This is a genomic window from Streptomyces sp. NPDC087859, from assembly GCF_044742595.1.
Lineage (GTDB): Bacteria > Actinomycetota > Actinomycetes > Streptomycetales > Streptomycetaceae > Streptomyces > Streptomyces canus_F.
Window position 1 is genome coordinate 207943 of sequence record NZ_JBIUUU010000002.1, and the last position, 23212, is coordinate 231154.

Annotated in this window: 18 protein-coding genes; 10 read left to right on the forward strand and 8 right to left on the reverse strand. The window is 67.7% G+C overall.

The window, feature by feature from the left end:
* Positions 1–18 precede the first annotated feature (18 nt).
* On the reverse strand, positions 19–1491 hold the full coding sequence (gene dnaB, locus ACIOHP_RS04855) for a replicative DNA helicase (RefSeq protein WP_361558572.1): 1473 nt from the start codon (positions 1489–1491) through the stop codon (positions 19–21).
* Between the two features lie 460 nt (positions 1492–1951).
* On the opposite strand from dnaB, the gene ACIOHP_RS04860 reads away from it, so the two are divergent.
* Positions 1952–3289 (forward strand): MATE family efflux transporter, encoded by a 1338-nt coding sequence (locus ACIOHP_RS04860; RefSeq protein WP_401883472.1) that lies wholly within the window; start codon positions 1952–1954, stop codon positions 3287–3289.
* 150 nt (positions 3290–3439) lie between these two features.
* On the opposite strand, the gene rplI is transcribed toward ACIOHP_RS04860, so the two are convergent.
* From rplI to rpsF, 4 genes are all read right to left on the reverse strand, one after another.
* Entirely contained in the window at positions 3440–3886 is a 447-nt protein-coding gene (gene rplI, locus ACIOHP_RS04865; RefSeq protein WP_046256488.1) for a 50S ribosomal protein L9, read from the reverse strand.
* Positions 3887–3904: 18 nt separating this feature from the next.
* Positions 3905–4141, reverse strand: coding sequence for a 30S ribosomal protein S18 (gene rpsR / locus ACIOHP_RS04870; protein WP_003949403.1), 237 nt, complete (start codon positions 4139–4141; stop codon positions 3905–3907).
* A gap of 57 nt (positions 4142–4198) precedes the next feature.
* Positions 4199–4804 carry a single-stranded DNA-binding protein gene (locus ACIOHP_RS04875; protein WP_361483789.1) on the reverse strand — a complete coding sequence of 202 codons (606 nt, stop codon included), beginning with the start codon at positions 4802–4804 and terminating at the stop codon, positions 4199–4201.
* 79 nt (positions 4805–4883) lie between these two features.
* The gene (gene rpsF, locus ACIOHP_RS04880) at positions 4884–5174 is read right to left on the reverse strand and encodes a 30S ribosomal protein S6 (protein WP_005482942.1); all 291 of its coding nucleotides are present in this window, start codon (positions 5172–5174) and stop codon (positions 4884–4886) included.
* Between the two features lie 264 nt (positions 5175–5438).
* Between rpsF and ACIOHP_RS04885 the strand changes: the two genes are divergently transcribed.
* From ACIOHP_RS04885 to ACIOHP_RS04895, 3 genes are all read left to right on the forward strand, one after another.
* Positions 5439–5753 carry a hypothetical protein gene (locus ACIOHP_RS04885; protein ID WP_351675307.1) on the forward strand — a complete coding sequence of 105 codons (315 nt, stop codon included), beginning with the start codon at positions 5439–5441 and terminating at the stop codon, positions 5751–5753.
* Between the two features lie 179 nt (positions 5754–5932).
* On the forward strand, positions 5933–7054 hold the full coding sequence (gene femX / locus ACIOHP_RS04890) for a peptidoglycan bridge formation glycyltransferase FemX (RefSeq protein ID WP_307028521.1): 1122 nt from the start codon (positions 5933–5935) through the stop codon (positions 7052–7054).
* Positions 7055–7146: 92 nt separating this feature from the next.
* Complete coding sequence (locus tag ACIOHP_RS04895) at positions 7147–8178, forward strand: alanine racemase (RefSeq protein WP_361483792.1); 1032 nt, start codon at positions 7147–7149, stop codon at positions 8176–8178.
* Positions 8179–8280: 102 nt separating this feature from the next.
* On the opposite strand, the gene ACIOHP_RS04900 is transcribed toward ACIOHP_RS04895, so the two are convergent.
* A complete protein-coding gene (locus ACIOHP_RS04900; RefSeq protein ID WP_361558564.1) occupies positions 8281–9783 on the reverse strand; it encodes a glycosyltransferase 87 family protein in 1503 nt (500 codons plus the stop codon).
* A gap of 108 nt (positions 9784–9891) precedes the next feature.
* The gene (locus ACIOHP_RS04905) at positions 9892–12519 is read right to left on the reverse strand and encodes a transglycosylase domain-containing protein (RefSeq protein WP_401883478.1); all 2628 of its coding nucleotides are present in this window, start codon (positions 12517–12519) and stop codon (positions 9892–9894) included.
* Between the two features lie 362 nt (positions 12520–12881).
* Between ACIOHP_RS04905 and ACIOHP_RS04910 the strand changes: the two genes are divergently transcribed.
* From ACIOHP_RS04910 to ACIOHP_RS04925, 4 genes are all read left to right on the forward strand, one after another.
* Positions 12882–13574 (forward strand): PadR family transcriptional regulator, encoded by a 693-nt coding sequence (locus ACIOHP_RS04910; RefSeq protein ID WP_361483796.1) that lies wholly within the window; start codon positions 12882–12884, stop codon positions 13572–13574.
* 44 nt (positions 13575–13618) lie between these two features.
* Positions 13619–14701: an inositol-3-phosphate synthase gene (locus ACIOHP_RS04915; RefSeq protein WP_361558558.1), complete on the forward strand. Its 1083-nt coding sequence runs from the start codon at positions 13619–13621 to the stop codon at positions 14699–14701.
* A gap of 100 nt (positions 14702–14801) precedes the next feature.
* The gene (locus ACIOHP_RS04920; protein WP_401883483.1) at positions 14802–16064 is read left to right on the forward strand and encodes an MFS transporter; all 1263 of its coding nucleotides are present in this window, start codon (positions 14802–14804) and stop codon (positions 16062–16064) included.
* Positions 16065–16187: 123 nt separating this feature from the next.
* Positions 16188–16667, forward strand: coding sequence for a hypothetical protein (locus tag ACIOHP_RS04925; protein ID WP_327718119.1), 480 nt, complete (start codon positions 16188–16190; stop codon positions 16665–16667).
* 104 nt (positions 16668–16771) lie between these two features.
* On the opposite strand, the gene ACIOHP_RS04930 is transcribed toward ACIOHP_RS04925, so the two are convergent.
* A complete protein-coding gene (locus ACIOHP_RS04930; RefSeq protein ID WP_401883486.1) occupies positions 16772–18214 on the reverse strand; it encodes a CCA tRNA nucleotidyltransferase in 1443 nt (480 codons plus the stop codon).
* Between the two features lie 246 nt (positions 18215–18460).
* On the opposite strand from ACIOHP_RS04930, the gene ACIOHP_RS04935 reads away from it, so the two are divergent.
* Positions 18461–20824: a DUF6049 family protein gene (locus tag ACIOHP_RS04935; protein WP_401883489.1), complete on the forward strand. Its 2364-nt coding sequence runs from the start codon at positions 18461–18463 to the stop codon at positions 20822–20824.
* 47 nt (positions 20825–20871) lie between these two features.
* A complete protein-coding gene (murJ, locus tag ACIOHP_RS04940; protein WP_401883491.1) occupies positions 20872–23124 on the forward strand; it encodes a murein biosynthesis integral membrane protein MurJ in 2253 nt (750 codons plus the stop codon).
* The last annotated feature ends 88 nt before the right edge of the window (positions 23125–23212 follow it).

The following is a 23212-nucleotide window of genomic DNA, read 5'->3' on the forward strand; positions in this document are numbered from 1 at the left end:
GGGCCCGGGGCGGGCGGCTCAGGTCTGGGCCATGTCCACGAAGCGCGAGTAGTGGCCCTGGAAGGCGACCGTGATCGTCGCCGTCGGGCCGTTACGGTGCTTGCCCACGATGATGTCCGCCTCGCCGGCGCGCGGCGACTCCTTCTCGTAGGCGTCCTCGCGGTGCAGCAGGATCACCATGTCGGCGTCCTGCTCGATGGAGCCGGACTCACGCAGGTCGGACACTTGCGGCTTCTTGTCGGTGCGCTGCTCGGGGCCACGGTTGAGCTGTGAGAGCGCGATCACCGGTACCTCGAGTTCCTTGGCCAGGAGCTTGAGGTTACGGGACATGTCCGAGACCTCCTGCTGACGGCTCTCGGAGCGCTTGCCGGACTGCATCAGCTGCAGATAGTCGATGATCACGAGCTTGATGTCGTTGCGCTGCTTCAGCCGACGGCACTTGGCGCGGATCTCCATCATCGACAGGTTCGGGGAGTCGTCGATGTAGAGGGGCGCGGCCGAGACCTCGGGCATCCGTCGGGCCAGCCGCGTCCAGTCCTCGTCCGTCATGGTGCCGGAGCGCATGTGGTGCAGGGCCACCCGCGCCTCAGCCGACAGCAGACGCATCGCGATCTCGTTGCGCCCCATTTCCAGGGAGAAGATGACGCTCGGCAGGTTGTTCTTGATCGACGCCGCCCGCGCGAAGTCCAGCGCCAGCGTGGACTTACCCATGGCGGGGCGGGCCGCGATGACGATCATCTGGCCCGGGTGCAGACCGTTGGTGAGCGAGTCCAGGTCCGTGAATCCCGTCGGCACACCGGTCATCTCGCCCGTGCGGGAGCCGATCGCCTCGATCTCGTCGAGCGCGCCCTCCATGATGTCGCCGAGGGGCAGATAGTCCTCGCTGGTGCGCTGCTCGGTGACCGCGTAGATCTCGGCCTGGGCGCGGTTGACGATCTCGTCGACGTCGTCGTCGGCCGCGTATCCCATCTGGGTGATGCGGGTGCCGGCCTCGACCAGACGGCGCAGGACCGCGCGCTCGTGCACGATCTCCGCGTAGTACTCGGCGTTGGCCGCCGTCGGCACCGTCTGGACGAGTGTGTGCAGATACGAGGCGCCGCCGACCTTGTTGATCTCACCGCGCTTGGTCAGCTCGGCCGCGATCGTGATCGGGTCGGCCGGCTCGCCCTTGGCGTAGATATCGAGGATCGCCTGGAAGATCGTCTCGTGCGCCGGCTTGTAGAAGTCGTGTCCTTTGATGACCTCGACGACGTCGGCGATGGCGTCCTTCGACAGCAGCATGCCGCCGAGGACGGACTGCTCGGCATCGAGGTCCTGCGGCGGGACCCGTTCGAAGGACGTACCCCCGCCCTCCCATTCGCCGCTCTCACGGCCGCGGTCGTGCTGCTCGTCGCGACCCCGGCCGCCCTCGCCGCGGCGGCGCGAGGCAGGCAGGCGATCACTGGGACCGCTGTCGGCCCACGGATCGTCCAAGGGCTCGGAAATGCTCACCGAGCCACCTCCTCCCGTCCGCGGAGCGGACCTCGCCGTGCTTCTCTGTTTCTACGGCACGGCACTGACAAATGAGAGGCCCAACTCCGGTTCTGGCGCGTCGGTTTTGTAATGGTTTCCGGGCCGACAGACGGAGCGGGCGCCGGACCACGGTAGGCCCGACGGCACCGTCAGCCAATCTGGTTATCCACAGGCCATGTGGACGACGGCCCGGATGCTGTGGAGAACTCCGCAAAACCTGTGCACGACCCGGTGGACAGGCCTGTGAACAAGCTCGCGCTTCTCGCCCGGGACCAGCCCTGACCTGCACTCTTCCCGTCCACCGGCTGTGCAGAAGAAAAACTTTCCCAGTCGGACCAAGATCACATCGAACGCCATGCGAAAGCGCACGCGACAACATGGCAAGTAAGGGTCATTAACACATTGCATCGCTTACCTGTGGACGATTAGATTGGTGCTCATGACACATGCTCCGGCGACCACGCGCGCCACACGGCGACAGCATGACCGAGAGATCGTCGCTCTGGCCGTCCCGGCCTTCGGGGCGCTCGTCGCCGAGCCGCTCTTCGTCATGGCCGACAGCGCGATCGTGGGCCATCTCGGCACGGCGCAACTCGCGGGACTGGGGGTCGCCTCGGCCCTCCTCATGACAGGCGTCAGCATCTTCGTCTTCCTCGCCTACGCCACCACCGCGGCCGTCGCCCGACGTGTCGGCGCCGACGACCTCCCGGCCGCCATCCGGCAGGGCATGGACGGCATCTGGCTTGCGCTCCTGCTCGGCGCCGCGGTCGTCGCCGTCGTCCTGCCCACCGCGTCGGCCCTGGTGGAGCTCTTCGGCGCCTCGGACACCGCCGCCCCCTACGCGACCACCTATCTGCGGATCTCAGCCCTCGGCATCCCGGCCATGCTCGTCGTGCTCGCCTCGACCGGCGTTCTGCGCGGGCTGCAGGACACGAAGACACCGCTGTACGTCGCGGTCGGCGGCTTCGTCGCCAACGCCGTCCTCAATGTGGGCCTCGTCTACGGCGCCGACCTCGGCATCGCCGGCTCCGCCTGGGGCACCGTCATCGCACAGTTCGGTATGGCTGCCGTCTACCTCGTGGTCGTCGTCCGCGGGGCCCGCGCCCACGGCGCCTCACTGCGCCCCGACGCCGCAGGGATCCGAGCTTCGGCGCAGGCCGGCGTCCCCCTGCTCGTCCGCACCCTCTCACTCCGCACGATCCTGATGATCGCCACGGCCGTGGCCGCCCGTCTCGGCGATGCCGACATCGCGGCGCACCAGATCATCCTGTCACTGTGGAGCCTGCTCGCCTTCGCCCTGGACGCCATCGCCATCGCAGGACAGGCCATTATCGGCCGCTACCTCGGTGCCGGCGACGTCCAAGGCGCCCGCGAGGCGTGCCGCCGCATGGTGCAGTGGGGCATCGCGGTGGGCGTGATACTCGGCCTCGTCGTCGTGGCGGCCCGTCCCGTGTTCCTCCCGCTGTTCACGAGCGACTCGGTGGTGAAGGACACGGCACTGCCCGCTCTCCTCGTGGTGGCGCTCGCCCAGCCCATCTGCGGGATCGTCTTCGTCCTGGACGGAGTCCTGATGGGGGCGGGCGACGGACCCTACCTCGCCTGGGCCATGGTCCTGACTCTGGCGATCTTCACGCCCGTGGCTCTGCTCATTCCCGTGCTCGGCGGAGGCCTTACCGCGGTCTGGGGAGCGATGACGCTGATGATGGCGGTGCGCATGCTGACCCTCTGGCTGCGGTCCCGCTCGGGTCGCTGGATCGTCACCGGCGCCACGCGCTGAACCGAGGACCTCGCTGAACCAGGCATGCCACGCTGACTGTTTCACGTGAAACCCTCTGTTTCACGTGAAACACACCTCGGTCCGCACGCACGCAAGAAGGGCCGCACCCGAGGGTGCGGCCCTTCTCAGCTGCTCAAACCGAGCGCAGCGTCACGCAGCGACAACCTCGATGTTGACCTTGGCGGCCACCTCGGGGTGCAGACGCACGGACGTCTCGTGGGCGCCCAGCGTCTTGATCGGCGAACCGAGCTCGATGCGGCGCTTGTCGACCTCGGGGCCACCGGAAGCCTTGATCGCCGAGGCGATGTCGGCCGGGGTGACGGAACCGAAGAGACGACCGGCGTCGCCGGAGCGAACGGCCAGACGAACCTTGACGGCCTCGAGCTGGCCCTTGACCTGGTTGGCCTGCTCGATGGTCTGGATCTCGTGGATCTTGCGAGCACGACGGATCTGCTCGACGTCCTTCTCGCCACCCTTGGTCCAGCGGATAGCGAACTTCCGCGGGATCAGGTAGTTGCGAGCGTAGCCGTCCTTGACGTCGACGACGTCGCCCGCGGCACCGAGGCCGGAGACCTCGTGGGTAAGGATGATCTTCATTGGTCGGTCACCCTTCCCTTATCGCGCGGTGGAGGTGTAGGGCAGCAGCGCCATCTCACGGCTGTTCTTGACGGCCGTGGCGACGTCACGCTGGTGCTGCGTGCAGTTGCCGGTCACGCGGCGGGCACGGATCTTGCCGCGGTCGGAAATGAACTTCCGCAGCATGTTCGTGTCCTTGTAGTCCACGTACGTGACCTTGTCCTTGCAAAAAGCGCAGACCTTCTTCTTAGGCTTGCGCACAGGCGGCTTCGCCATGGTGTTTCTCCTGTGTGATCAAGAAGTGTGGGTACGACCCACCCTCGGCCCGAAGGCCTAGAAGGGGGGCTCGTCCGAGTAGCCGCCGCCCTGCTGGCCGCCGCTGGGGCTTCCACCCCAGCCGCCGCCACCGCCGCCGCCCTGGTTGCCACCGGCGGGAGTGCCGGTCGCCCACGGGTCGTCGGCGGGAGCGCCGCCACCCTGCTGGCCGCCGCCGGAGTTTCCACCCCAGCCGCCGCCGGCCTGGCCGCCGCCGCCACCGCCGCTGTAACCGCCCTGGCCACCGCGGCCGGCGCCGCCGGCAGTCTTGGTGACCTTGGCCGTGGCACTGCGCAGGCTGGCGCCGACTTCCTCGACGTCCAGCTCGTAGACCGTGCGCTTGACGCCCTCACGGTCCTCGTAGGACCGCTGCTTCAGCCGGCCCTGCACGATGACGCGCATGCCTCGCTGGAGCGACTCCGCGACGTTCTCCGCCGCCTGACGCCAGACCGAGCAGGTCAGGAACAGGCTCTCGCCGTCCTTCCACTCGTTGGTCTGACGGTCGAAGGTGCGGGGGGTGGACGCGACACGGAACTTCGCGACCGCCGCACCGGAGGGGGTGAAGCGCAGCTCGGGGTCGTCGACAAGATTGCCGACGACCGTGATGACGGTCTCGCCTGCCATGGGGAACCTCTCGGCGGGTTTGCTGCTCTGGCTGCTTGGTTGCTGCTACTCGAATCCCGAGATCAGCTGAGCGGGAGGCTCAGTGGGTCTCGGGGCGGAGGACCTTGGTCCGGAGGACCGACTCGTTCAGGTTCATCTGGCGGTCGAGCTCCTTGACGACCGCAGGCTCGGCCTGCAGGTCGATGACCGAGTAGATGCCCTCGGGCTTCTTCTTGATCTCGTACGAGAGCCGACGACGGCCCCAGGTGTCGACCTTCTCGACCTTTCCGTTGCCCTCACGGACGACGGAGAGGAAGTTCTCGATCAGGGGGGCGACAGCGCGCTCCTCCAGATCGGGGTCGAGGATGACCATCACCTCGTAGTGACGCATGTGGAACCCACCTCCTTTGGACTCAACGGCCACGGTCGTTCCGTGGCAGGAGGGTTGTAATGCGTACGCAAAGGTATCGGCCGCCACTGACAATCGGGGCTTCCTCGCGGTAGTCCCGGTCGTGACATGGGCAGACACCAGTGCAGACGGTACAGAGTACCCGCACCATGGCTTCCGGTTGAAATCCGGCCGCCAGGAACGACAATCTGTACACATCGGGTGTGTATGGCGCTACGATGCGCCGCCTTTCGCAGGAGGTGCCCTATGGCACAAGCATTGCGACCCAACACCGTCGGAGGCCTGTTCGCCACGGACGGCAAAGCCCACCCCCTCCAGGACACCCTGCTCGCGGTGACCCTGGTCCTGGGGCTCACGTCGTTCATCACGGCGATGTTCCACAGCCTGCACCTCATCAGCTCCTGGACCGGACTGGTGGGGATCCTCGTCGGCGCGTACGGCCAGTGGATCTCGGAGACGACCCGTGAACGCTTCGGACTGATCCTCGGTCTGGGCGCCTCGGCGATCGGCTTCTTCCTCGGCATGGCGCACGGCGGCCTCTTCGGCGGAGTCATCAGCTGACGCCTAGGGCACCGTCCCCCTAACACCACACAAAGCACCGCGGAACGCCTCGGCGGCCCACCCGCCGGGGCGCAGGTTCCGTATGCCCAGTCAGGGCGCTCGCCAGGCGCAGTAGGCTTCGGCGCGAGAGCCGGAGCCCCTGTACCCATGGGGACACCCCAGCCCGAGGAGCGCCCCGAATGAGCCTGACCCTGAGGACGATCAGCCGCGAGCAGCATCTGGCATACATCCAGAGCCTGCCGTCGGCTAGCCACATGCAGGTTCCGGCCTGGGCAGACGTCAAGGCGGAGTGGCGCTCAGAGAGCCTTGGGTGGTTCGACGACAAGACCGGCGAGCTGGTCGGTGCGGGCATGGTGCTCTACCGGCAGCTCCCCAAGATCAAGCGCTACCTCGCCTATCTGCCCGAGGGCCCGGTCATCAACTGGTTCGCGCCGAACCTGACCGACTGGCTGGAACCGATGCTCGCGCACCTCAAGCACCAGGGCGCCTTCTCGGTGAAGATGGGCCCGCCGGTGATCATCCGGCGCTGGGAGGCCACCTCCATCAAGGCCGGCATCCAGAACCCCGACGTGAAGCGGCTGCGCGACATCGAGGCCGACTTCATCGAGCCGCGCGCCTTCGAGGTGGCCGACAAGCTCCGTCGCATGGGCTGGCAGCAGGGCGAGGACGGGGGCGCCGGCTTCGGCGACGTCCAGCCTCGCTACGTGTACCAGGTTCCGTTGGCGAACCGGTCCCTGGAAGAGGTCCACAAGAACTTCAACCAGCTGTGGCGCCGCAACATCAAGAAGGCCGAGAAGGCCGGTGTCGAGGTCGTCCAGGGCGGTTACCAGGACCTCGAGGAATGGCAGCGGCTCTACGAGATCACGGCCGTGCGTGACCACTTCCGGCCCCGCCCGCTGTCGTACTTCCAGCGCATGTGGACGGCCCTCAACAACGAGGACCCCAACCGGATGCGGCTGTACTTCGCCCGCCACAACGGCGTGAACCTGTCGGCGGCGACGATGCTGATCGTCGGCGGACACGTCTGGTACTCCTACGGCGCCTCCGACAACATCGGCCGCGAGGTCCGGCCCTCGAACGCGATGCAGTGGCGGATGCTGCGCGACGCCTACGCGCTCGGCGCGACCGTCTACGACCTGCGCGGCATCTCCGACTCGCTGGACGAGACCGACCACCTCTTCGGCCTGATCCAGTTCAAGGTCGGCACGGGCGGCCAGGCCGCCGAGTACCTCGGCGAGTGGGACTTCCCGCTGAACAAGCTGCTCCACAAGGCGCTCGACATCTACATGTCGCGCCGCTGAACCCCGGCTGTTTGGTTCGATAGCTTCGGCACGTTCCTTCACTTCCATACCTCTGATACACCGCAGCCACGAGAAAGGTTCCAGGTCCGGCCATGGCGCTCACGCTCTACGTCGACACCGCGCGCTGGCGTGCGCACCACAAGCACGTGCAGGACCAGTTCCCGGGTCTCGTCCCGGTCTGCAAGGGCAACGGCTACGGCTTCGGGCACGAGCGGCTGGCGGAGGAGGCCACGCGGATGGGCTCGGACGTCCTCGCGGTCGGCACGACGTACGAGGCCGCGCGCATCAAGGACTGGTTCGGCGGCGACCTGCTGGTGCTGACGCCTTACCGGCGCGGCGAGGAGCCCGTGCCGCTGCCGGACCGGGTCATCCGCTCGGTGTCGTCGATCGACGGGGTCTACGGCCTTGTGGGCGCCCGCGTGGTCATCGAGGTGATGTCCTCGATGAAGCGTCACGGCATCAGCGAGCAGGACCTGCCGCAGCTGCACTCCGCCATAGAGAACGTCCGTCTCGAGGGCTTCGCCATCCACCTGCCCCTGGACCGTACCGACGGCTCGGACGCCGTCGAGGAGGTCATCGGCTGGATGGACCGGCTGCGCGCGGCCCGCCTGCCGCTGCACACGATGTTCGTCAGCCACCTCAAGGCCGAGGATCTCGCCCGGCTCCAGCAGCAGTTCCCGCAGACCCGCTTCCGCGCCCGCATCGGCACGCGGCTGTGGCTGGGGGACCACGAGGCCACCGAGTACCGCGGGGCGGTCCTGGACGTCACTCACGTGGCCAAGGGCGACCGGTTCGGCTACCGCCAGCAGAAGGCGGCCTCGGACGGCTTCCTGGTCGTCGTGGCGGGCGGTACGTCGCACGGGGTGGGCCTGGAGGCTCCCAAGGCTCTGCACGGCGTCATGCCGCGTGCCAAGGGCGTGGCCCGCGCCGGCCTCGCCACGGTCAACCGGAACCTTTCTCCGTTCGTCTGGGGCGGCAAGCAGCGCTGGTTCGCCGAGCCGCCGCACATGCAGGTATCGATCCTGTTCGTCCCGTCCGACGCCCCGGAGCCGAAGGTCGGCGAGGAACTGGTGGCCCATCTGCGGCACACCACCACGCAGTTCGACCGGATCGTCGACCGCTGAGCGTCGTACGGACGACTGAAGAGCCGTAGGCAGACAGCCGAAAGGCCGTACACGGACCTCCCGTGTACGGCCTTTCGCGTGGGTCGGCCACGCCTTGTTCGCTCAGAGCGAACGGTCTGGGGGAGAGGCCGGATCGCCCCACTCCACCTGCGGCCCCTCGAAGTGGGCGGCGTGGCGCGGGGGATGAGCGGCGGGGCCCAGGACGAACACGTCCTTCGCCCCGTCGAGCACGCCTCCCGAGGGGTCGTCGTCGCCGGCCCGGCGCACCACGTCCCGCTCCGGCATCCAGATGTCGCGCACCACCACGGCACACAGGTACAGCGTCCCGAGCAGGTGCAGCCCGATGGCCCAGTGATAGCCGTCCTGGGGCAGGCCCTTGTGGGCGTCCGCGCTGGTCGTGTAGGCGAGGTACATCCAGATCCCCAGGAAGTACGCCACCTCGCAGGCCTGCCAGATCAGGAAGTCCCGCCATTTGGGCCGCGCCAGCACGGCGAGGGGGATCAGCCACAGGACGTACTGCGGCGAGTAGACCTTGTTGGTGAGGATGAACGCCGCGACGATCAGGAAGGCCAGCTGGGCGAAGCGCGGCCGGCGCGGGGCGGTCAGGGTGAGCGCGGCGATGCCGACGCAGGACAGCAGCACCAGCAGCGTGGCGAGCGTGTTGACGGTTTCGGTGCTCAGCGGGTCGGTCGAGTTCTGGGCCAGGATCAGCCAGAAGGACCCGAAGTCGACGCCCCGTTCCTGACTGAACTCGTAGAACTTGGACCAGCCGTCCCAGGCGAGGAGCATCACCGGAAGGTTCACGACCAGCCAGGAGACGGCGGCACCTCCCAGTGCCTTTCCGAAGTCCCGCCACTTGCCCGCGCGCCAGCACAGCACGAACAACGGACCCAGGAGGAAGACGGGGTAGAGCTTGGCGGCCGTGGCAAGGCCCAGCAGGACGCCGAAGGCGAGAGAGCGGCCCCGCGACCACATCAGCATCGCCGCGGCCGTCAGGGCGACCGCCAGCAGGTCCCAGTTGATGGTGGCGGTCAGCGCGAAGGCGGGCGCCAGGGCGACCAGGAGACCGTCCCAGGGCCGCCGGGCGTGCGTACGGGTGACGCACACGGCGATGACGGCGGCGCACGCCATCAGCATCCCGGCGTTGACCATCCAGTACCACTGCTCCTGGTCCTGGATGCTGCCGCTGCCCGGCGTGAGCCAGGAGGCGACCTCCATGAACACACCGGTCAGCACCGGGTACTCGAGGTACTCCATGTCGCCGTTGAGCTTGTCGAAGTACGGCACGAGGCCGTCGGCGAAGCCGCGCCCCGCGTAGAGGTGCGGGATGTCCGAGTAGCACGCGTGCGTGTACTGCGAGCTGGCGCCGAAGAACCAGCCGCCGTTGTAGCAGGGCGCCTTCTGGACCAGACCGAGGGCGAACATCCCGATCGCCACGAGCGCGATGATGCGCACCGGAGTCCACCAGGACGTCCCTAGCAGCGCCCGCCGCCCGATGGGGCCGCCGATCAGCTCACTGCCACTCGCGGCGATCTCGTCGTCCTTGGTCGGCCGCACCGGGTCCGGCTCGTGCACGCTCGCTTGCGTCGATTCTGCGCTGGGCATGGGGCACATCCTGCCGTACGTCTCTAGGAATACGCCGAGGGCCGCCACACCTGGTGGGTGCGGCGGCCCATGTTTCACGTGAAACACCCTCGGCGGGCGATATGGCGGCTAACCGCTCGATCCTCCGAAGATGCCTCCATTGCCGTTACCTCTGGTGTTCCCGGTCGACTCCGTGGCCGTCGGCGTGGAGCTCGTGCCTCCGTCCGTGCCGCCGGTGTTCGTACCTCCGGTGTCCTCGCACTGGAAGCCGAAGCAGGTCTCCGTCGCCGAGGGCGAGGGAGAGGTGAGAGACGGGCTCGGCGTCGGAGTCGGGGTCGGGGTCGGCGTCGGCGTCGGCGTCGCGGTGACGGTCGGGGTCGGGGAGGGAGCGCCCTGCTCGTCCTGGACCTCGCCGATCTTCTCTGCGTTCGGGAAGCCGGGGTCGTTGGCGTTCTTGAGGGCGACCTTCATGTACTCGGTCCAGATCGACGTGGGGATGTCACCACCGTGGATGGAGTCCTCACCCGCCGTGCCGTTCATGGAGAGCAGCTTGCTGCTCTTGGGGTCCTCACGGAACATCGCGATCGATGTCGACAGCTGCTGGGTGTAACCGACGAACCAGGCCGACTTGTTGCTGTCGGTGGTACCGGTCTTGCCGGCCGCCGTACGGCCCAGCGCCTTCGCGTTCTGACCCGTACCGTTCTCGATGACGTTCTCGAGCAGGTCAGTGACGTTGTTCGCCACGTTCTCGGGCATGGCCAGCTTGATCTTCGGCTTGTCGAAGCCCGGCAGAGGCTGCCCGTCCTTCTTGACCTCGGTCACCGAGTACGGATCGGCCTGCTTGCCAGAGGCGGCGAAGGTGGCGTACGCGTCCGCCATCCGAATGGCGCTGGGAGTCGAAGTACCGAGGGCAAAGGAAGGATTGCCCTTGTAGTCGGCGAAGCTGCCGTCCAGGATGCCGGACTTCGAGGCGACACTCCGTACCTTGTCCATCCCCACGTCCATGCCGAGCTGTACGAACGGCGTGTTGATGGATTGCTCCATCGCCTTGCGGAGGCTGATGTAGCCCCAGGGATAGTCGCTCTCGTTCTCCTGGTAGAAGACCGAGTTGTCCTTCTTCAGGACGTAGCTGCCGTCGTTGTTCTTGACCCGCAGATGGTCGTCGCCGTTGTATTTACTCAAGGGCGAGACACCAACGTCCGGATCCTTGTAGGTGCCGTACTCCATGGCCGCCGCCATCACGAACGGCTTCCACGTCGAACCGACCGGCACACCCGAGGTGTCCGCGTTGTTGTTGAAGTGGTCGTTCTCGTACCCCGCGCCGCCGTACAGCGCGACGATCGCACCGTCCTTGGGCCTGACCGACGCCCCACCGAACTGAACGTGTTTGTCCAGCTCACGCTTCTCCGGGTCGATCTTCTCGTCCTCGATCTTCTTCACGGCCTTGGCGAGGGCGTTGACCTTGTCCTTCTCGAAGGTCGTGTAGATCTGATAGCCGCCCTTGTCGAACTCGGTCCGCGAGATGTCCGAGTGGGCCAGCACGTACTTCTTGGCTGTGTCGACCAGGTAGCTGGTCTGGCCGGTCATGCCCTTGGTCGCCTTGAGGCCCTGGGGCATGGGGTACTTCTTGGTGGCCTTGGTGTACTCGGCGTCCGTCAGATGCTCGTCGTTGTGCATCTGCTCGAGAATCCAGCTCCAGCGGTACTTGGAGCGCTCGGTGTTCTTCTCCTTGGTCGCCGCAGGGTCGTAGCTCGTGTTGTCCACGGGGTCGTAGTACGTCGGGCCCTTGAGCAGAGCGGCCAGGAAGGCGCACTGGCTCGGCGTCAGTTTCTCCGCGTCCACTCCGTAGTAGGTCTGCGCGGCGGCCTGGATGCCGTACGCGTCACGGCCGTAGTACGAGGTGTTCAGGTAGCCCTGCAGGATCTCGTCCTTGGTGAGCTTCGTGCCCACCTTTATGGAGATGAACATCTCCTTGAACTTCCGGGAGACCGTCTGTTCCTGGCTCAGGTAGGTGTTCTTCACGTACTGCTGGGTGATCGTCGAACCACCCTGCGTGTCACCGCCCCGCGCCATGTTGGCCAGCGCTCGGGCGATACCCATGGGGTCGACGCCCGAGTCGGAGTAGAAGCTCTTGTTCTCGGCCGAGATCACGGCCCACTGCATGGCCTTGGGAATCTTGTCGATCGTGACGTTCTGCCGGTTCGCACCGGCACCCGTCGCGACCATCTGGGAGCCGTCCTCCCAGTAGTAGACGTTGTTCTCCGACTTGGCCGCGGCGTTCTCGCTGGGGATGCCGACCATGGCGTATCCGATGCCCGCGATCGCCACGAGCCCGCCGAAGAACGCCAGGCACAGTCCGGAGACGAGCTTCCAGGACGGCATCCAGCGCTGCCAGCCGTACTTGCCGGCGCGCGGATAGTCGATGAACCGGTTCTTGGTCGAGGCGGCGGCTCGGCCCCGTCCAGGACCGCTCGGGCCCCCCGGGCCACCGCGTCGGGCGCCACGGCCGGCGGGCTCGGCCGCTCTGCGTCGGCTGCCCCCGCTTCTCTGGGCCGCGCGCCGGGCATCGGCGCGGCCGCCGAACGACCGCTCCTCGCCTCCCGACCCGTATGAACCCGACCCGTACGAGTCGGAAGGCGACTCGGTGGCGCCACGCGGTGCCGCACGGCGGCCGGAGGACGAGCCGGACTGGCCGCGTCGGGCCGCGGCACGTCCGCCTCCCTGCGGCTGCGGCGGTTTGCGACGGTGCTCGCTCATCGAACGACTACTCCTCGGGCAGGCGCACCTTTGCGCGCCTGGAAACGGCGGCTGGTTTCCGGTCCCCCCGAAGTACGGATGTGGTCGCTTTCGCATTCACCCGTACTGCACCGAGGACGACGACGCCCCCACGCGTCACTCGGTTCCCGGTGGTGTGCATGCCGCACAGACTACGCACCGTCAAAACCTGCCTAGCCCCGAAGTTCACCCCAAATCAGGCAACTTGCCTCGGATGAATAAGTGATGTGATCCCGTTCACCATCCCCCCACTTGTCCCATGCGGATGGCCGTTCTATCGTCGTGATGTATCGAGTCGATACATCAGAGCGACATAAGCGAGCCGGGGACGAGGAGGCGAGAGGATGAGCCGACGCTCAGGGATCCTTGAGTTCGCCGTACTCGGCCTGCTCCGCGAGTCCCCGATGCACGGCTATGAGCTGCGCAAACGACTCAATACGTCACTGGGCGTGTTCCGTGCGTTCAGCTACGGCACGCTCTACCCCTGTCTCAAGACGCTGGTCGCCAATGGCTGGTTGATCGAAGAGCCGGGACACGCTCCTGAAGACGCTCTCGCCGCATCACTCGCGGGACGTCGCGCCAAGATCGTCTATCGGTTGACGGCGGAAGGTAAGGAGCACTTCGAGGACCTGCTCTCGCAGACCGGCCCCGACTCGTACGAGGACGAGCACTTCGCCGCGCGTTTCGCCTTCTTCGGCCAGACGTCGCGCGACGTACGCGTACGCGTGCTGGAGGGCCGCCGCAGCCGGTTGGAGGACCGGCTGGACAAGATGCGCGTCTCCTTCACGCGCACCCGGGAGCGCCTCGACGACTACACGCTTGAGCTCCAGCGCCACGGAATGGAGTCCGTGGAGCGCGAAGTGCGCTGGCTGAACGAGCTCATCGAGAGCGAGCGGGCCGGACGGGACCTCAAGGGGTCCGCCTCCGGGGGGTCCGCTCAGCCCTCTCAGCAGAACAACACATCTGGAGCGCCGGGCAACCTGCCACGGTCCGGGGACACCCCCCGGCCCGATACGCCCGACGACACCACCACGTGAGCGCCCAGTCAGGGCCTCACTCATACACACAGGGAGCAACCGGAATGGGTTCGGTCCGCGTAGCCATCGTTGGCGTGGGCAACTGCGCCGCGTCGCTGGTCCAGGGAGTCGAGTACTACAAGGACGCCGACCCGGCGACCAAGGTCCCCGGCCTCATGCACGTCCAGTTCGGCGACTACCACGTCGGTGACGTCGAGTTCGTCGCCGCCTTCGACGTCGACGCGAAGAAGGTCGGCCTCGACCTCTCGGACGCCATCGGTGCCAGCGAGAACAACACCATCAAGATCTGCGACGTCCCGAACAAGGGCGTCACGGTCCAGCGCGGCCACACCCTCGACGGTCTCGGCAAGTACTACCGCGAGACCATCGAGGAGTCCGCCGAGGCCCCGGTCGACGTCGTCCAGATCCTCAAGGACAAGCAGGTCGACGTTCTCGTCTGCTACCTGCCCGTCGGTTCCGAGGACGCGGCGAAGTTCTACGCCCAGTGCGCCATCGACGCCAAGGTCGCCTTCGTCAACGCCCTTCCGGTCTTCATCGCCGGCACCAAGGAGTGGGCGGACAAGTTCACCGAGGCGGGCGTCCCGATCGTCGGCGACGACATCAAGTCGCAGGTCGGCGCCACCATCACGCACCGTGTGATGGCGAAGCTGTTCGAGGACCGCGGTGTCCGTCTCGAGCGCACCATGCAGCTCAACGTCGGCGGCAACATGGACTTCAAGAACATGCTGGAGCGCGACCGTCTCGAGTCCAAGAAGATCTCGAAGACGCAGGCCGTCACCTCGCAGATCCCCGACCGCGACCTGGGCGAGAAGAACGTCCACATCGGTCCCTCGGACTACGTGGCCTGGCTCGACGACCGCAAGTGGGCCTACGTCCGCCTCGAAGGCCGTGCCTTCGGCGACGTCCCGCTGAACCTGGAGTACAAGCTCGAGGTCTGGGACTCCCCGAACTCCGCGGGTGTCATCATCGACGCCCTGCGCGCCGCGAAGATCGCCAAGGACCGCGGCATCGGTGGCCCGATCCTGTCGGCGTCCTCGTACTTCATGAAGTCCCCGCCGGTTCAGTACTTCGACGACGAGGCCTACGCGAACGTCGAGAAGTTCATCAAGGGTGAAGTCGAGCGCTAAAGGCGCCGAGGCTCATTGAAAATCGCTCCTGCCAGGGCTGTGTCGAGGGTCCCCGGGTTGTACCGCCCGGGGACCCTGTCCTTATGTGAGGCTGTGCGCCATGGCCGTCGTACGTGACCTGCGCGTCCTGCTGCGTTTCCAAGGCTTCAGACGCCTGCTCGCCGTACGCCTGCTCTCCCAGGGCGCCGACGGCGTCTACCAGGTCGCACTCGCCGCCTACGTCGTCTTCTCCCCGGAGAAACAGACCTCGGCCACCGCCATCGCCTCCGCCATGGCCGTGCTGTTGCTCCCCTACTCCCTCGTGGGCCCTTTCGCCGGCGTCCTGCTGGACCGCTGGCGCCGCCGCCAGGTCTTCCTCTACGGCAACCTGGTGCGCGCCCTGATGGCCACGGCGACCGCCGTCCTGATGGTCAGCCACGTGCCGGACTGGCTCTTCTACGTCTCCGCGCTGTGCGTCACCGCCGTCAACCGCTTCGTCCTGTCGGGCCTGTCCGCCGCCCTGCCGCGTGTGGTCGACACCGAGCGCCTCGTCCTCGCCAACTCCCTCTCCCCGACCGCCGGCACACTCGCCGCGACGGCCGGGGGCGGCCTGGCCTTCGTCGTACGCCTGGTGTTCGCGGACTCCGACGCCGCGGTCGTGCTGCTGGGCGCCGCCCTCTACCTGTGCGCGGCACTGGCCTCGCTGCGCATGTCACGGGAGCTTCTGGGCCCCGATCAGGAGTTGGTGCGGCCCGGCCTCTCAACCGCCCTCTCCAGCACCGCCAACGACCTGGTGGCCGGCATACGCCACCTCGCCTCCCCGCCACGCCGACGAGCCGCCCGGGCACTCGCCGCGATGACGCTCATGCGGTTCTGTTACGGCGCCCTGTTGGTGATGCTGCTGATGCTCTGCCGGTACGAGTTCTCGTCGACCACCGATGACGGACTCGCCCTGCTGGGGCTGGCGTTGGGCATCTCCGGCGCGGGCTTCTTCGTGGCGGCCGTGTTGACGCCCTGGGCGGCGGGGCGGCTCGGCCCCGGGTGCTGGATCGCCGTGTGCGCAGCGTCCGCCGCGATCCTGGAACCGGCTCTCGGCCTCCCTTTCGCCGTCCCGCCCCTGCTCGTCGCGGCGTTCGTCCTGGGTCTGACCACACAGGGCGCGAAGATCGCGACGGACACCATCGTGCAGTCCTCGGTCGACGACGGGTTCCGGGGCCGGATCTTCTCGGTCTACGACGTGCTGTTCAACATCGCGTTCGTGGGCGCGGCCGCCGTGGCTGCCCTGATGCTGCCGCCCGATGGGCGCTCGGTGGTGCTGGTGGTTACGGTGGCCGTTATCTACGGGGCAGTTGCGGTGGCTATGGCCCGCTTTGAGCGCCAGTAAGTGTCACATCAATGACACAGAGTCCCCCTGGGTTGCAGGAGTGTCAGTGGGGCCCGGTAACTTACGTGCGTCTTACTCGCTCCTTATGCGTGCCACACGCCCATGTTCTAGGGGGACCCCCAAGTGACTACTCCGCCGCCCCAGGGCCAGAACCCATACGCCCAGGGCCAGCAGCTCCCGGCCCCGCAGCCGCCCCAGGGCGGTAACCCCTTCGCCCAGGGCCAGCCGGGCGTTCCCCCGCAGGGCGGCGCTCCGTACGCGCCGGTTCCGCCGACCCCTCCGGCCCGGCGCTTCAACAAGAAGCTCCTGCGCATCGCCGGCTTCATCGTCGTCGCGATCCTCATAGCCGGCGGCAAGTGGTTCTTCGGGCAGACCGACGCGGAGACCACGTCGGTGGGCAGCTGCATGCACAACGAAGGCACTCAGGTCAGCCCGGACCTCAAGACGGTCGACTGCGGCTCCAGCGACGCCCAGTACAAGGTCGTCGAGAAGTTCGAGGACACCAGCGACAGCGACAAGTGCGAGGCCGTCAAGGAGGCCGAGATCTCCTACTACCAGACGGGTGACGGCCACGACGTGGTCCTCTGCCTGAAGGAAGTCTAGTAACTCCTGCAGCAACGCCGAGGGGCGCTGTTTCACGTGAAACAGCGCCCCTCGGCGCATCCCGGGGTCATGTTTCACGTGAAACATGACCCCGTTTCGCTGTCTCAGTTCTGCTCGGCCCACCACTCCTTGAGTGCCTTGGCCGCAGCGTCTTCACTCATCGGCCCGTTCTCCAGGCGCAGTTCCAACATGTGCTTGTAGGCGCGACCCACGGCCGGGCCGGGCCCCACGCCGAGGATCTCCATGATCTGGTTGCCGTCCAGGTCCGGGCGGATCGCGTCGAGCTCCTCCTGCTCCTGGAGTTGGGTGATGCGCTCCTCCAGGCCGTCGTACGCACGGGACAGCGCGGCTGCCTTGCGCTTGTTGCGGGTGGTGCAGTCGGACCGAGTCAGCTTGTGGAGACGGTCGAGGAGGGGACCGGCGTCACGGACATAGCGGCGGACCGCGGAGTCCGTCCACTCGCCCATGCCGTAACCGTGGAAACGCAGGTGGAGTTCGACGAGCCGCGAGACGTCTCTCACCAACTCGTTGGAGTACTTGAGAGCCGTCATCCGCTTCTTGGTCATCTTCGCGCCGACCACCTCATGGTGGTGGAACGAGACCCGGCCGTCCTGCTCGAAGCGGCGCGTACGCGGCTTGCCGATGTCGTGCAGCAGGGCGGCCAGCCGCAGGACCAGGTCGGGACCGTTCTCCTCGAGCGCGATCGCCTGCTCGAGGACGATCAGCGTGTGCTCGTAGACGTCCTTGTGCCGGTGGTGTTCGTCGCTCTCCAGACGCAGCGCCGGCAACTCGGGCAGGACGTGGTCTGCGAGCCCGGTGTCGACCAGCAGGGTCAGGCCCTTGCGCGGGTGGGCGGAGAGGATCAGCTTGTTCAGCTCGTCCCGTACCCGCTCTGCCGAGACGATCTCGATGCGTTCCGACATCTCCTTCATCGCGGTGACGACATCGCCGGCCACCTCGAAATCGAGCTGGGCGGCGAAGCGCGCTGCCCGCATCATCCGCAGCGGGTCGTCCGAGAAGGACGCCTCGGGAGTGCCGGGTGTACGCAGCACACGCGCGGCGAGGTCGTCGAGCCCGCCGTGCGGATCGATGAACTCCTTCTCCGGCAGCGCGACAGCCATCGCGTTCACGGTGAAGTCACGCCGGACGAGGTCCTCCTCGATGGAGTCGCCGTACGACACCTCGGGCTTGCGCGAGGTCCGGTCGTACGCCTCCGACCGGTACGTGGTGACCTCGATCTGGTAGCCGTCCTTCTGCACCCCGACCGTGCCGAAGGCGATCCCGACCTCCCACACGGAGTCCGCCCACGGGCGCACGATCTTCAGTACGTCCTCGGGGCGGGCGTCGGTCGTGAAGTCCAGGTCGTTGCCGAGCCGGCCGAGCAGCGCGTCCCGGACCGAGCCGCCGACCAGGGCGAGAGAGAACCCGGCCTCCTGGAAACGGCGAGCGAGGTCATCGGCGACAGGCGCGACCCGCAGCAGTTCAGTTACCGCGCGGAGCTGCACCTGGCTCAGGGCACTGGGGGTGTCTTCGTTGGCGTTCGGCACAACAGAAGAGGGTACGTGGCCCGGGCGACGCCGAGCGCCTCCATTAAATCTGCACAGCCAGGTATGGGAGGCTCACCCCTCGAGCGGGCGGAATCGCTCCTCCTTATACGCGCACATACGGGACGCCCCGGACTCTTCCCCCGATCTTGTGGAGCAGTCCGCGGCACTTCCCCTCAGCGCGCATCGTTACCATGCGTGGACGCACATTCCGACGACCACTGACGACGACGAGGGACGGGCGAGCGCGTGGCCGAGGCGGCAGACTTCCAGGGGATGAGTCCCTCACCTGCCCGCCGGTGGCTGCGGCGCACCGGAGCCCTGCTCGCCGGGGCGCCTCTGCTGGCCGGCCTCCTCCAGTTGCCGGCGGCCACACCCGCGGCGGCCGCGTCCGGCTCGAGCACAGTGGCCGTCGCCCTCGACACGCTCACCCCCAGCGCCCCCACGGACGGCGACACGGTCACCGTGTCCGGCACCGTGACCAACAACGGCAAGCAGGCGGTCACCGACGCCCAGGTCGACCTCCGCGTGGGCCCCGCGATCAGCACCCGCTCGGAGATCGACACCGTCGACAAACGCACCGATTTCCAGCCGGGGCTCGACGGGACGATCGTCGGCGGCAAGTACCTCAAGAAGTTCACCAAGCTCGCCCCGGGCGTCGCCCAGGACTTCAGCATCTCCGTGCCGGTCGACGAGCTGGATCTCGGCTCGGCCGGCGTCTACCAGCTCGGCGTCTCCCTGACCGGTGAGACGTCCGCTCAGCAGTGGCAGCAGGTGCTCGGCATCCAGCGGACGTTCCTGCCCTGGCAGCCCGAGGACGCCGACACGAAGACGAAGACGACCGTCCTGTGGCCGCTCGTCTCCACCGTCCACATGACGGCGGAGACGGGATCCAACGAACAGCAGACGCCGGTCTTCCTCGACGACGACCTCGCCAAGGAGATCTCCCCCGGCGGCCGCCTGGAGCAGCTGCTGTCGCTGGGCAAGGAGCTGGACGTCACCTGGGTGATCGACCCGGACCTGCTGGCCTCCGTCGACGCGATGACACGCGCCTACCGCGTCGAGTCGGGCAGCACCACCGTGGCGGGCACGCACCAGCGGGTCGCCATGGCATGGCTGGCCGAGCTGCAGGAGGCGGTGAAGGACAAGGAGGTCGTCGCCCTCCCCTTCGCCGACCCGGACCTGGCCTCCCTCGCGCACAACGGCACGACCGTCACCGGTTCGCTGAACCACCTCAAAGAGGCCACCGACGCGGTCGCGAACACGGTGGAGCCGATCCTCCACGTGACGCCGACCACCGACTTCGCCTGGCCGGTCGAGGGTGCCATCGACCCCTCGATCGTGAAGGTCGCCACCTCCGCCGGCGCCGACAAGGTGATCACGCGCAGCGACAGCCTGGAAGAGACCGGGGGCCTGACGTACACGCCCTCGGCGGCCCGTCCCATCGGCGGCGGCACGACAGCGGTGGTGGCGGACGCGCGGCTGTCCACGGCCTTCCAGGGCGATCTGACGAAGGCCTCCGCCACGACGCTCGCCGTACAGAAGTTCCTCGCGTCGAGCCTGGCGCTCAACGCCCAGACCGACAAGCAGCGCAGCATCGTCGTCGCCCCGCAGCGCATGGCGACGGCGAGCCAGGCCCGGGCGATGGCCGAGGCGGTGGCGGCCCTCCAGGACGGGAACTGGTCCAAGGCCCAGGGCCTCACGTCGGCGGCCGCCGCCAAGCCGGACACGAGTGCCACCACCAGGGTGCCGTCGGCGTCCGCCTATCCGTCCTCGCTGCGCAAGCGGGAGCTGTCGAAGGCGGCCTTCGAGCAGATCGCGACCACGCAGGACAAGCTCGACAGGTTCAAGGTGATCCTCACCGACTCGTCCCGGGTGGTAACCCCCTTCGGCCGGGCCACGAACCGCGAGATGTCCACGGCGTGGCGCGGTCGCGCCGCCGAGGCGAACCGCTACCGCAACGCCGTGGAGCAGTACCTCAACTCCCTGGTCTCCCAGGTCAGACTGATCGACAAGTCCGAGACCAAGCTCTCCGGGCGCAGCGCCACCATCCCCGTGACCGTGCAGAACAACCTGGTGCAGGGTGTCGAGCACCTGGTGCTGCGGCTCACCTCGACGAGTCCGACCCGCCTCAAGATCGGCGACGGCGAGTACCAGGAGCAGCGCGTCGCGGTCTCCGGCGGCCACAGCCAGTCGGTGAAGTTCACCACCTCCGCCCAGGCCAACGGAAAAACCACGGTGACCGCCCAGCTCTTCACGGAGGACGGCCAGGCGTACGGCGACCCCGTCCAGTTCGACGTGAAGGTCACCGAGTTCACGGCCACGGTGATGCTGGTCATCGGCGGCGGTTTCCTTCTGCTGGTCCTCGCCGGGTTCCGGATGTACACGCAGCGCAAGCGCGCCGCCGCCCGGGAGGCCACGGAGGACGACCCCGAAGAGACCGGCGAGGCCGTGGACGCCACGGAGAACCCCGGGGACTCCGAGGACCGTCTCAGGAAAGAGTCCGGCACCCTGCGCGGGGCAGACGACCCGGAGCAGCCGAGTGACCCTGCGCCGGACACCGCAGCGGAAAGCGCCGACCCGTCCGGCACGGGTGAGAGAGTGGACCGTTGAGGATGTCGTGGCCGCCGATGGGCCCGGGACGATGAGGTGGGGTAACCATGAACGCGCCGTACGACGGTGACCGCGGCCAGGCCGCGGGCAGCTCGGGCTACCCCGACGGCCCGCCGCCCGAGCACGGCCAGGTGCCGCCGCAGCCCCCCGCGGACATGTACCTCCAGGACGCCTACGACCAGGACCCCTACCGGGCGCAGGACCTCTCCGCCCAGGACCCGGTCGCCGAGGCGCTCTACGACCGCGCCGCGCACCCTCCGCCGCCCCCCGGCACGTACCAGCCGCAGCAGCCGCTGTACGCCCAGCCTCAGCAGTCCCCGTACGCACCGGACCCGCACGTGTGGGCCCAGACGCCGGCCCCCGAGCCGGAGGGTCCCACCCAGTACCTGCCGTACGGCGACGATCCCCGCACGACTCAGTACGTCGGCGTCGACGACCTCGTCACGCACTCCGCCGAGGAGCGCCACGAGCCGGACGCCTTCGCCCACCTCTTCCGCGACCAGCAGCAGGGCGGCGGCCAACCGCCGTACCAGCCCCCGTCGGTCCCCGGCCCCTCTCCGGCACCGGTCCCTGGAGCCGAGCCCCCCATGCCGCCCTCCGCGGACAGGACCATGAACCTCGGCACCGCCCCCGTACCGCCTCCGGCCGCGCCGGCTCCGGCGAAGAAGGGCGGCAAGGCCACGGGCCTGCTGAAGTCCAGCGCGGTGATGGCGGCGGGCACGATGGTGTCCCGGCTCACCGGGTTCGTGCGCTCCGCGATGATCGTCTCGGCTCTCGGTCTGGGCCTGCTGGGTGAGTCCTTCCAGGTGGCCTACCAGCTGCCGACGATGATCTACATCCTGACCGTCGGCGGCGGCCTCAACTCCGTGTTCGTCCCTCAGCTGGTCCGTTCCATGAAGGACGACGAGGACGGCGGCGAGGCGTACGCCAACCGGCTGCTGACGCTCGTCATGGTGATCCTCGGCGTGCTCACCGTGCTCGTCATGTTCGCCGCGCCACTCCTGGTGCGGGCGCTGTCGAACCCGCTGGCCAGTAATCCCGCGGCCAATGAGACCGCCGTCACCTTCACCCGGTACTTCCTGCCCTCGATCTTCTTCATGGGCATCCACGTGGTGATGGGCCAGATCCTCAACGCCCGCGGCCGGTTCGGCGCCATGATGTGGACGCCGGTCCTGAACAACATCGTCATCATCGTGACGCTCGGCGCGTTCCTGTGGGTGTACGGCACGTCCGAGCGCTCCGGGATGACGGTCCAGAGCATCCCGCCCGAGGGCGTCCGGCTGCTCGGTGTCGGCGTCCTGCTCGGCCTCGTCGTGCAGGCCCTCGCGATGATCCCCTATCTGCGTGAGACCGGCTTCAAGGTGCGTCTCCGCTTCGACTGGAAGGGCCACGGCCTCGGCAAGGCCGCGATGCTCGCCAAGTGGACGATCTTCTTCGTCCTCGCCAACCAGGCCGGCGCCCTCGTCGTCACCCAGCTGGCCACCGCGGCCATCACGGACTCCGGCGTCCCCGGCACCGGCTTCAGCGCCTACGCCAACGCCCAGCTCATCTGGGGCCTGCCGCAGGCCATCATCACCGTCTCGCTGATGGCCGCCCTGCTGCCCCGTATCTCCCGCTCGGCCGCCGAGGACGACGCGGGTGCCGTGCGCGACGACATCTCCCAGGGCCTGCGCACGACAGCAGTGGCGATCGTGCCGCTCGCCTTCGGGTTCGTCGCTCTCGGCATTCCGATGTGCACTCTGATCTTCGGCTCCTCGGGCGCCGACCAGGCCACGAACATGGGCTTCATGCTGATGGCCTTCGGCCTCGGCCTGATCCCGTACTCCGTGCAGTACGTCGTCCTGCGCGCCTTCTACGCCTACGAGGACACCCGGACGCCCTTCTACAACACGGTCATCGTGGCGGCCGTCAACGCCGTCGCGTCCGCCGCCTGTTACTTCGTACTGCCGGCGCGCTGGGCGGTCGTCGGTATGGCCGCCTCGTACGGCCTCGCCTACATGATCGGCGTCGGCGTCGCCTGGAGCCGTCTGCGTAAGCGGCTCGGCGGGGACCTGGACGGTGCCCGCGTGATGCGGACGTACGCCAGACTGTGCATCGCCTCGGTACCGGCGGCAGTCCTCAGCGGCGCGGTCTGCTACAGCATCGGTCACACCCTCGGCCAGGGCGTCGTCGGATCGTTCGCCGCCCTGATCGTCGGCGGGGTCGTGCTGCTCGGGATCTTCTTCGTGGCCGCTCGCAAGATGCGCATCGAAGAGCTGAACTCCCTGGTCGGCATGGTGCGCGGACGGCTGGGGCGCTGATAATCGGGTACGCGCACAACCATCGTCCGCCACCGTGTGTCGTGCATAGGGTCGGACTGTGGGCACAATTGGGTTCGGCGTCGGACGG

Excerpts from the sequence above, each read along its gene's own strand:
- ACIOHP_RS04900 (WP_361558564.1), bottom strand. The coding sequence starts at position 9,783 with ATGCCCAGCGCAGAATCGACGCAAGCGAGCGTGCACGAGCCGGACCCG.
- rpsR (WP_003949403.1), bottom strand. The coding sequence starts at position 4,141 with ATGGCGAAGCCGCCTGTGCGCAAGCCTAAGAAGAAGGTCTGCGCTTTT.
- ACIOHP_RS04895 (WP_361483792.1), top strand. The coding sequence starts at position 7,147 with ATGGCGCTCACGCTCTACGTCGACACCGCGCGCTGGCGTGCGCACCAC.
- femX (WP_307028521.1), top strand. The coding sequence starts at position 5,933 with ATGAGCCTGACCCTGAGGACGATCAGCCGCGAGCAGCATCTGGCATAC.
- rplI (WP_046256488.1), bottom strand. The coding sequence starts at position 3,886 with ATGAAGATCATCCTTACCCACGAGGTCTCCGGCCTCGGTGCCGCGGGC.
- murJ (WP_401883491.1), top strand. The coding sequence starts at position 20,872 with ATGAACGCGCCGTACGACGGTGACCGCGGCCAGGCCGCGGGCAGCTCG.
- rpsF (WP_005482942.1), bottom strand. The coding sequence starts at position 5,174 with ATGCGTCACTACGAGGTGATGGTCATCCTCGACCCCGATCTGGAGGAG.
- ACIOHP_RS04905 (WP_401883478.1), bottom strand. The coding sequence starts at position 12,519 with ATGAGCGAGCACCGTCGCAAACCGCCGCAGCCGCAGGGAGGCGGACGT.
- ACIOHP_RS04885 (WP_351675307.1), top strand. The coding sequence starts at position 5,439 with ATGGCACAAGCATTGCGACCCAACACCGTCGGAGGCCTGTTCGCCACG.
- ACIOHP_RS04915 (WP_361558558.1), top strand. The coding sequence starts at position 13,619 with ATGGGTTCGGTCCGCGTAGCCATCGTTGGCGTGGGCAACTGCGCCGCG.
- ACIOHP_RS04875 (WP_361483789.1), bottom strand. The coding sequence starts at position 4,804 with ATGGCAGGCGAGACCGTCATCACGGTCGTCGGCAATCTTGTCGACGAC.
- ACIOHP_RS04910 (WP_361483796.1), top strand. The coding sequence starts at position 12,882 with ATGAGCCGACGCTCAGGGATCCTTGAGTTCGCCGTACTCGGCCTGCTC.
- ACIOHP_RS04860 (WP_401883472.1), top strand. The coding sequence starts at position 1,952 with ATGACACATGCTCCGGCGACCACGCGCGCCACACGGCGACAGCATGAC.
- ACIOHP_RS04920 (WP_401883483.1), top strand. The coding sequence starts at position 14,802 with ATGGCCGTCGTACGTGACCTGCGCGTCCTGCTGCGTTTCCAAGGCTTC.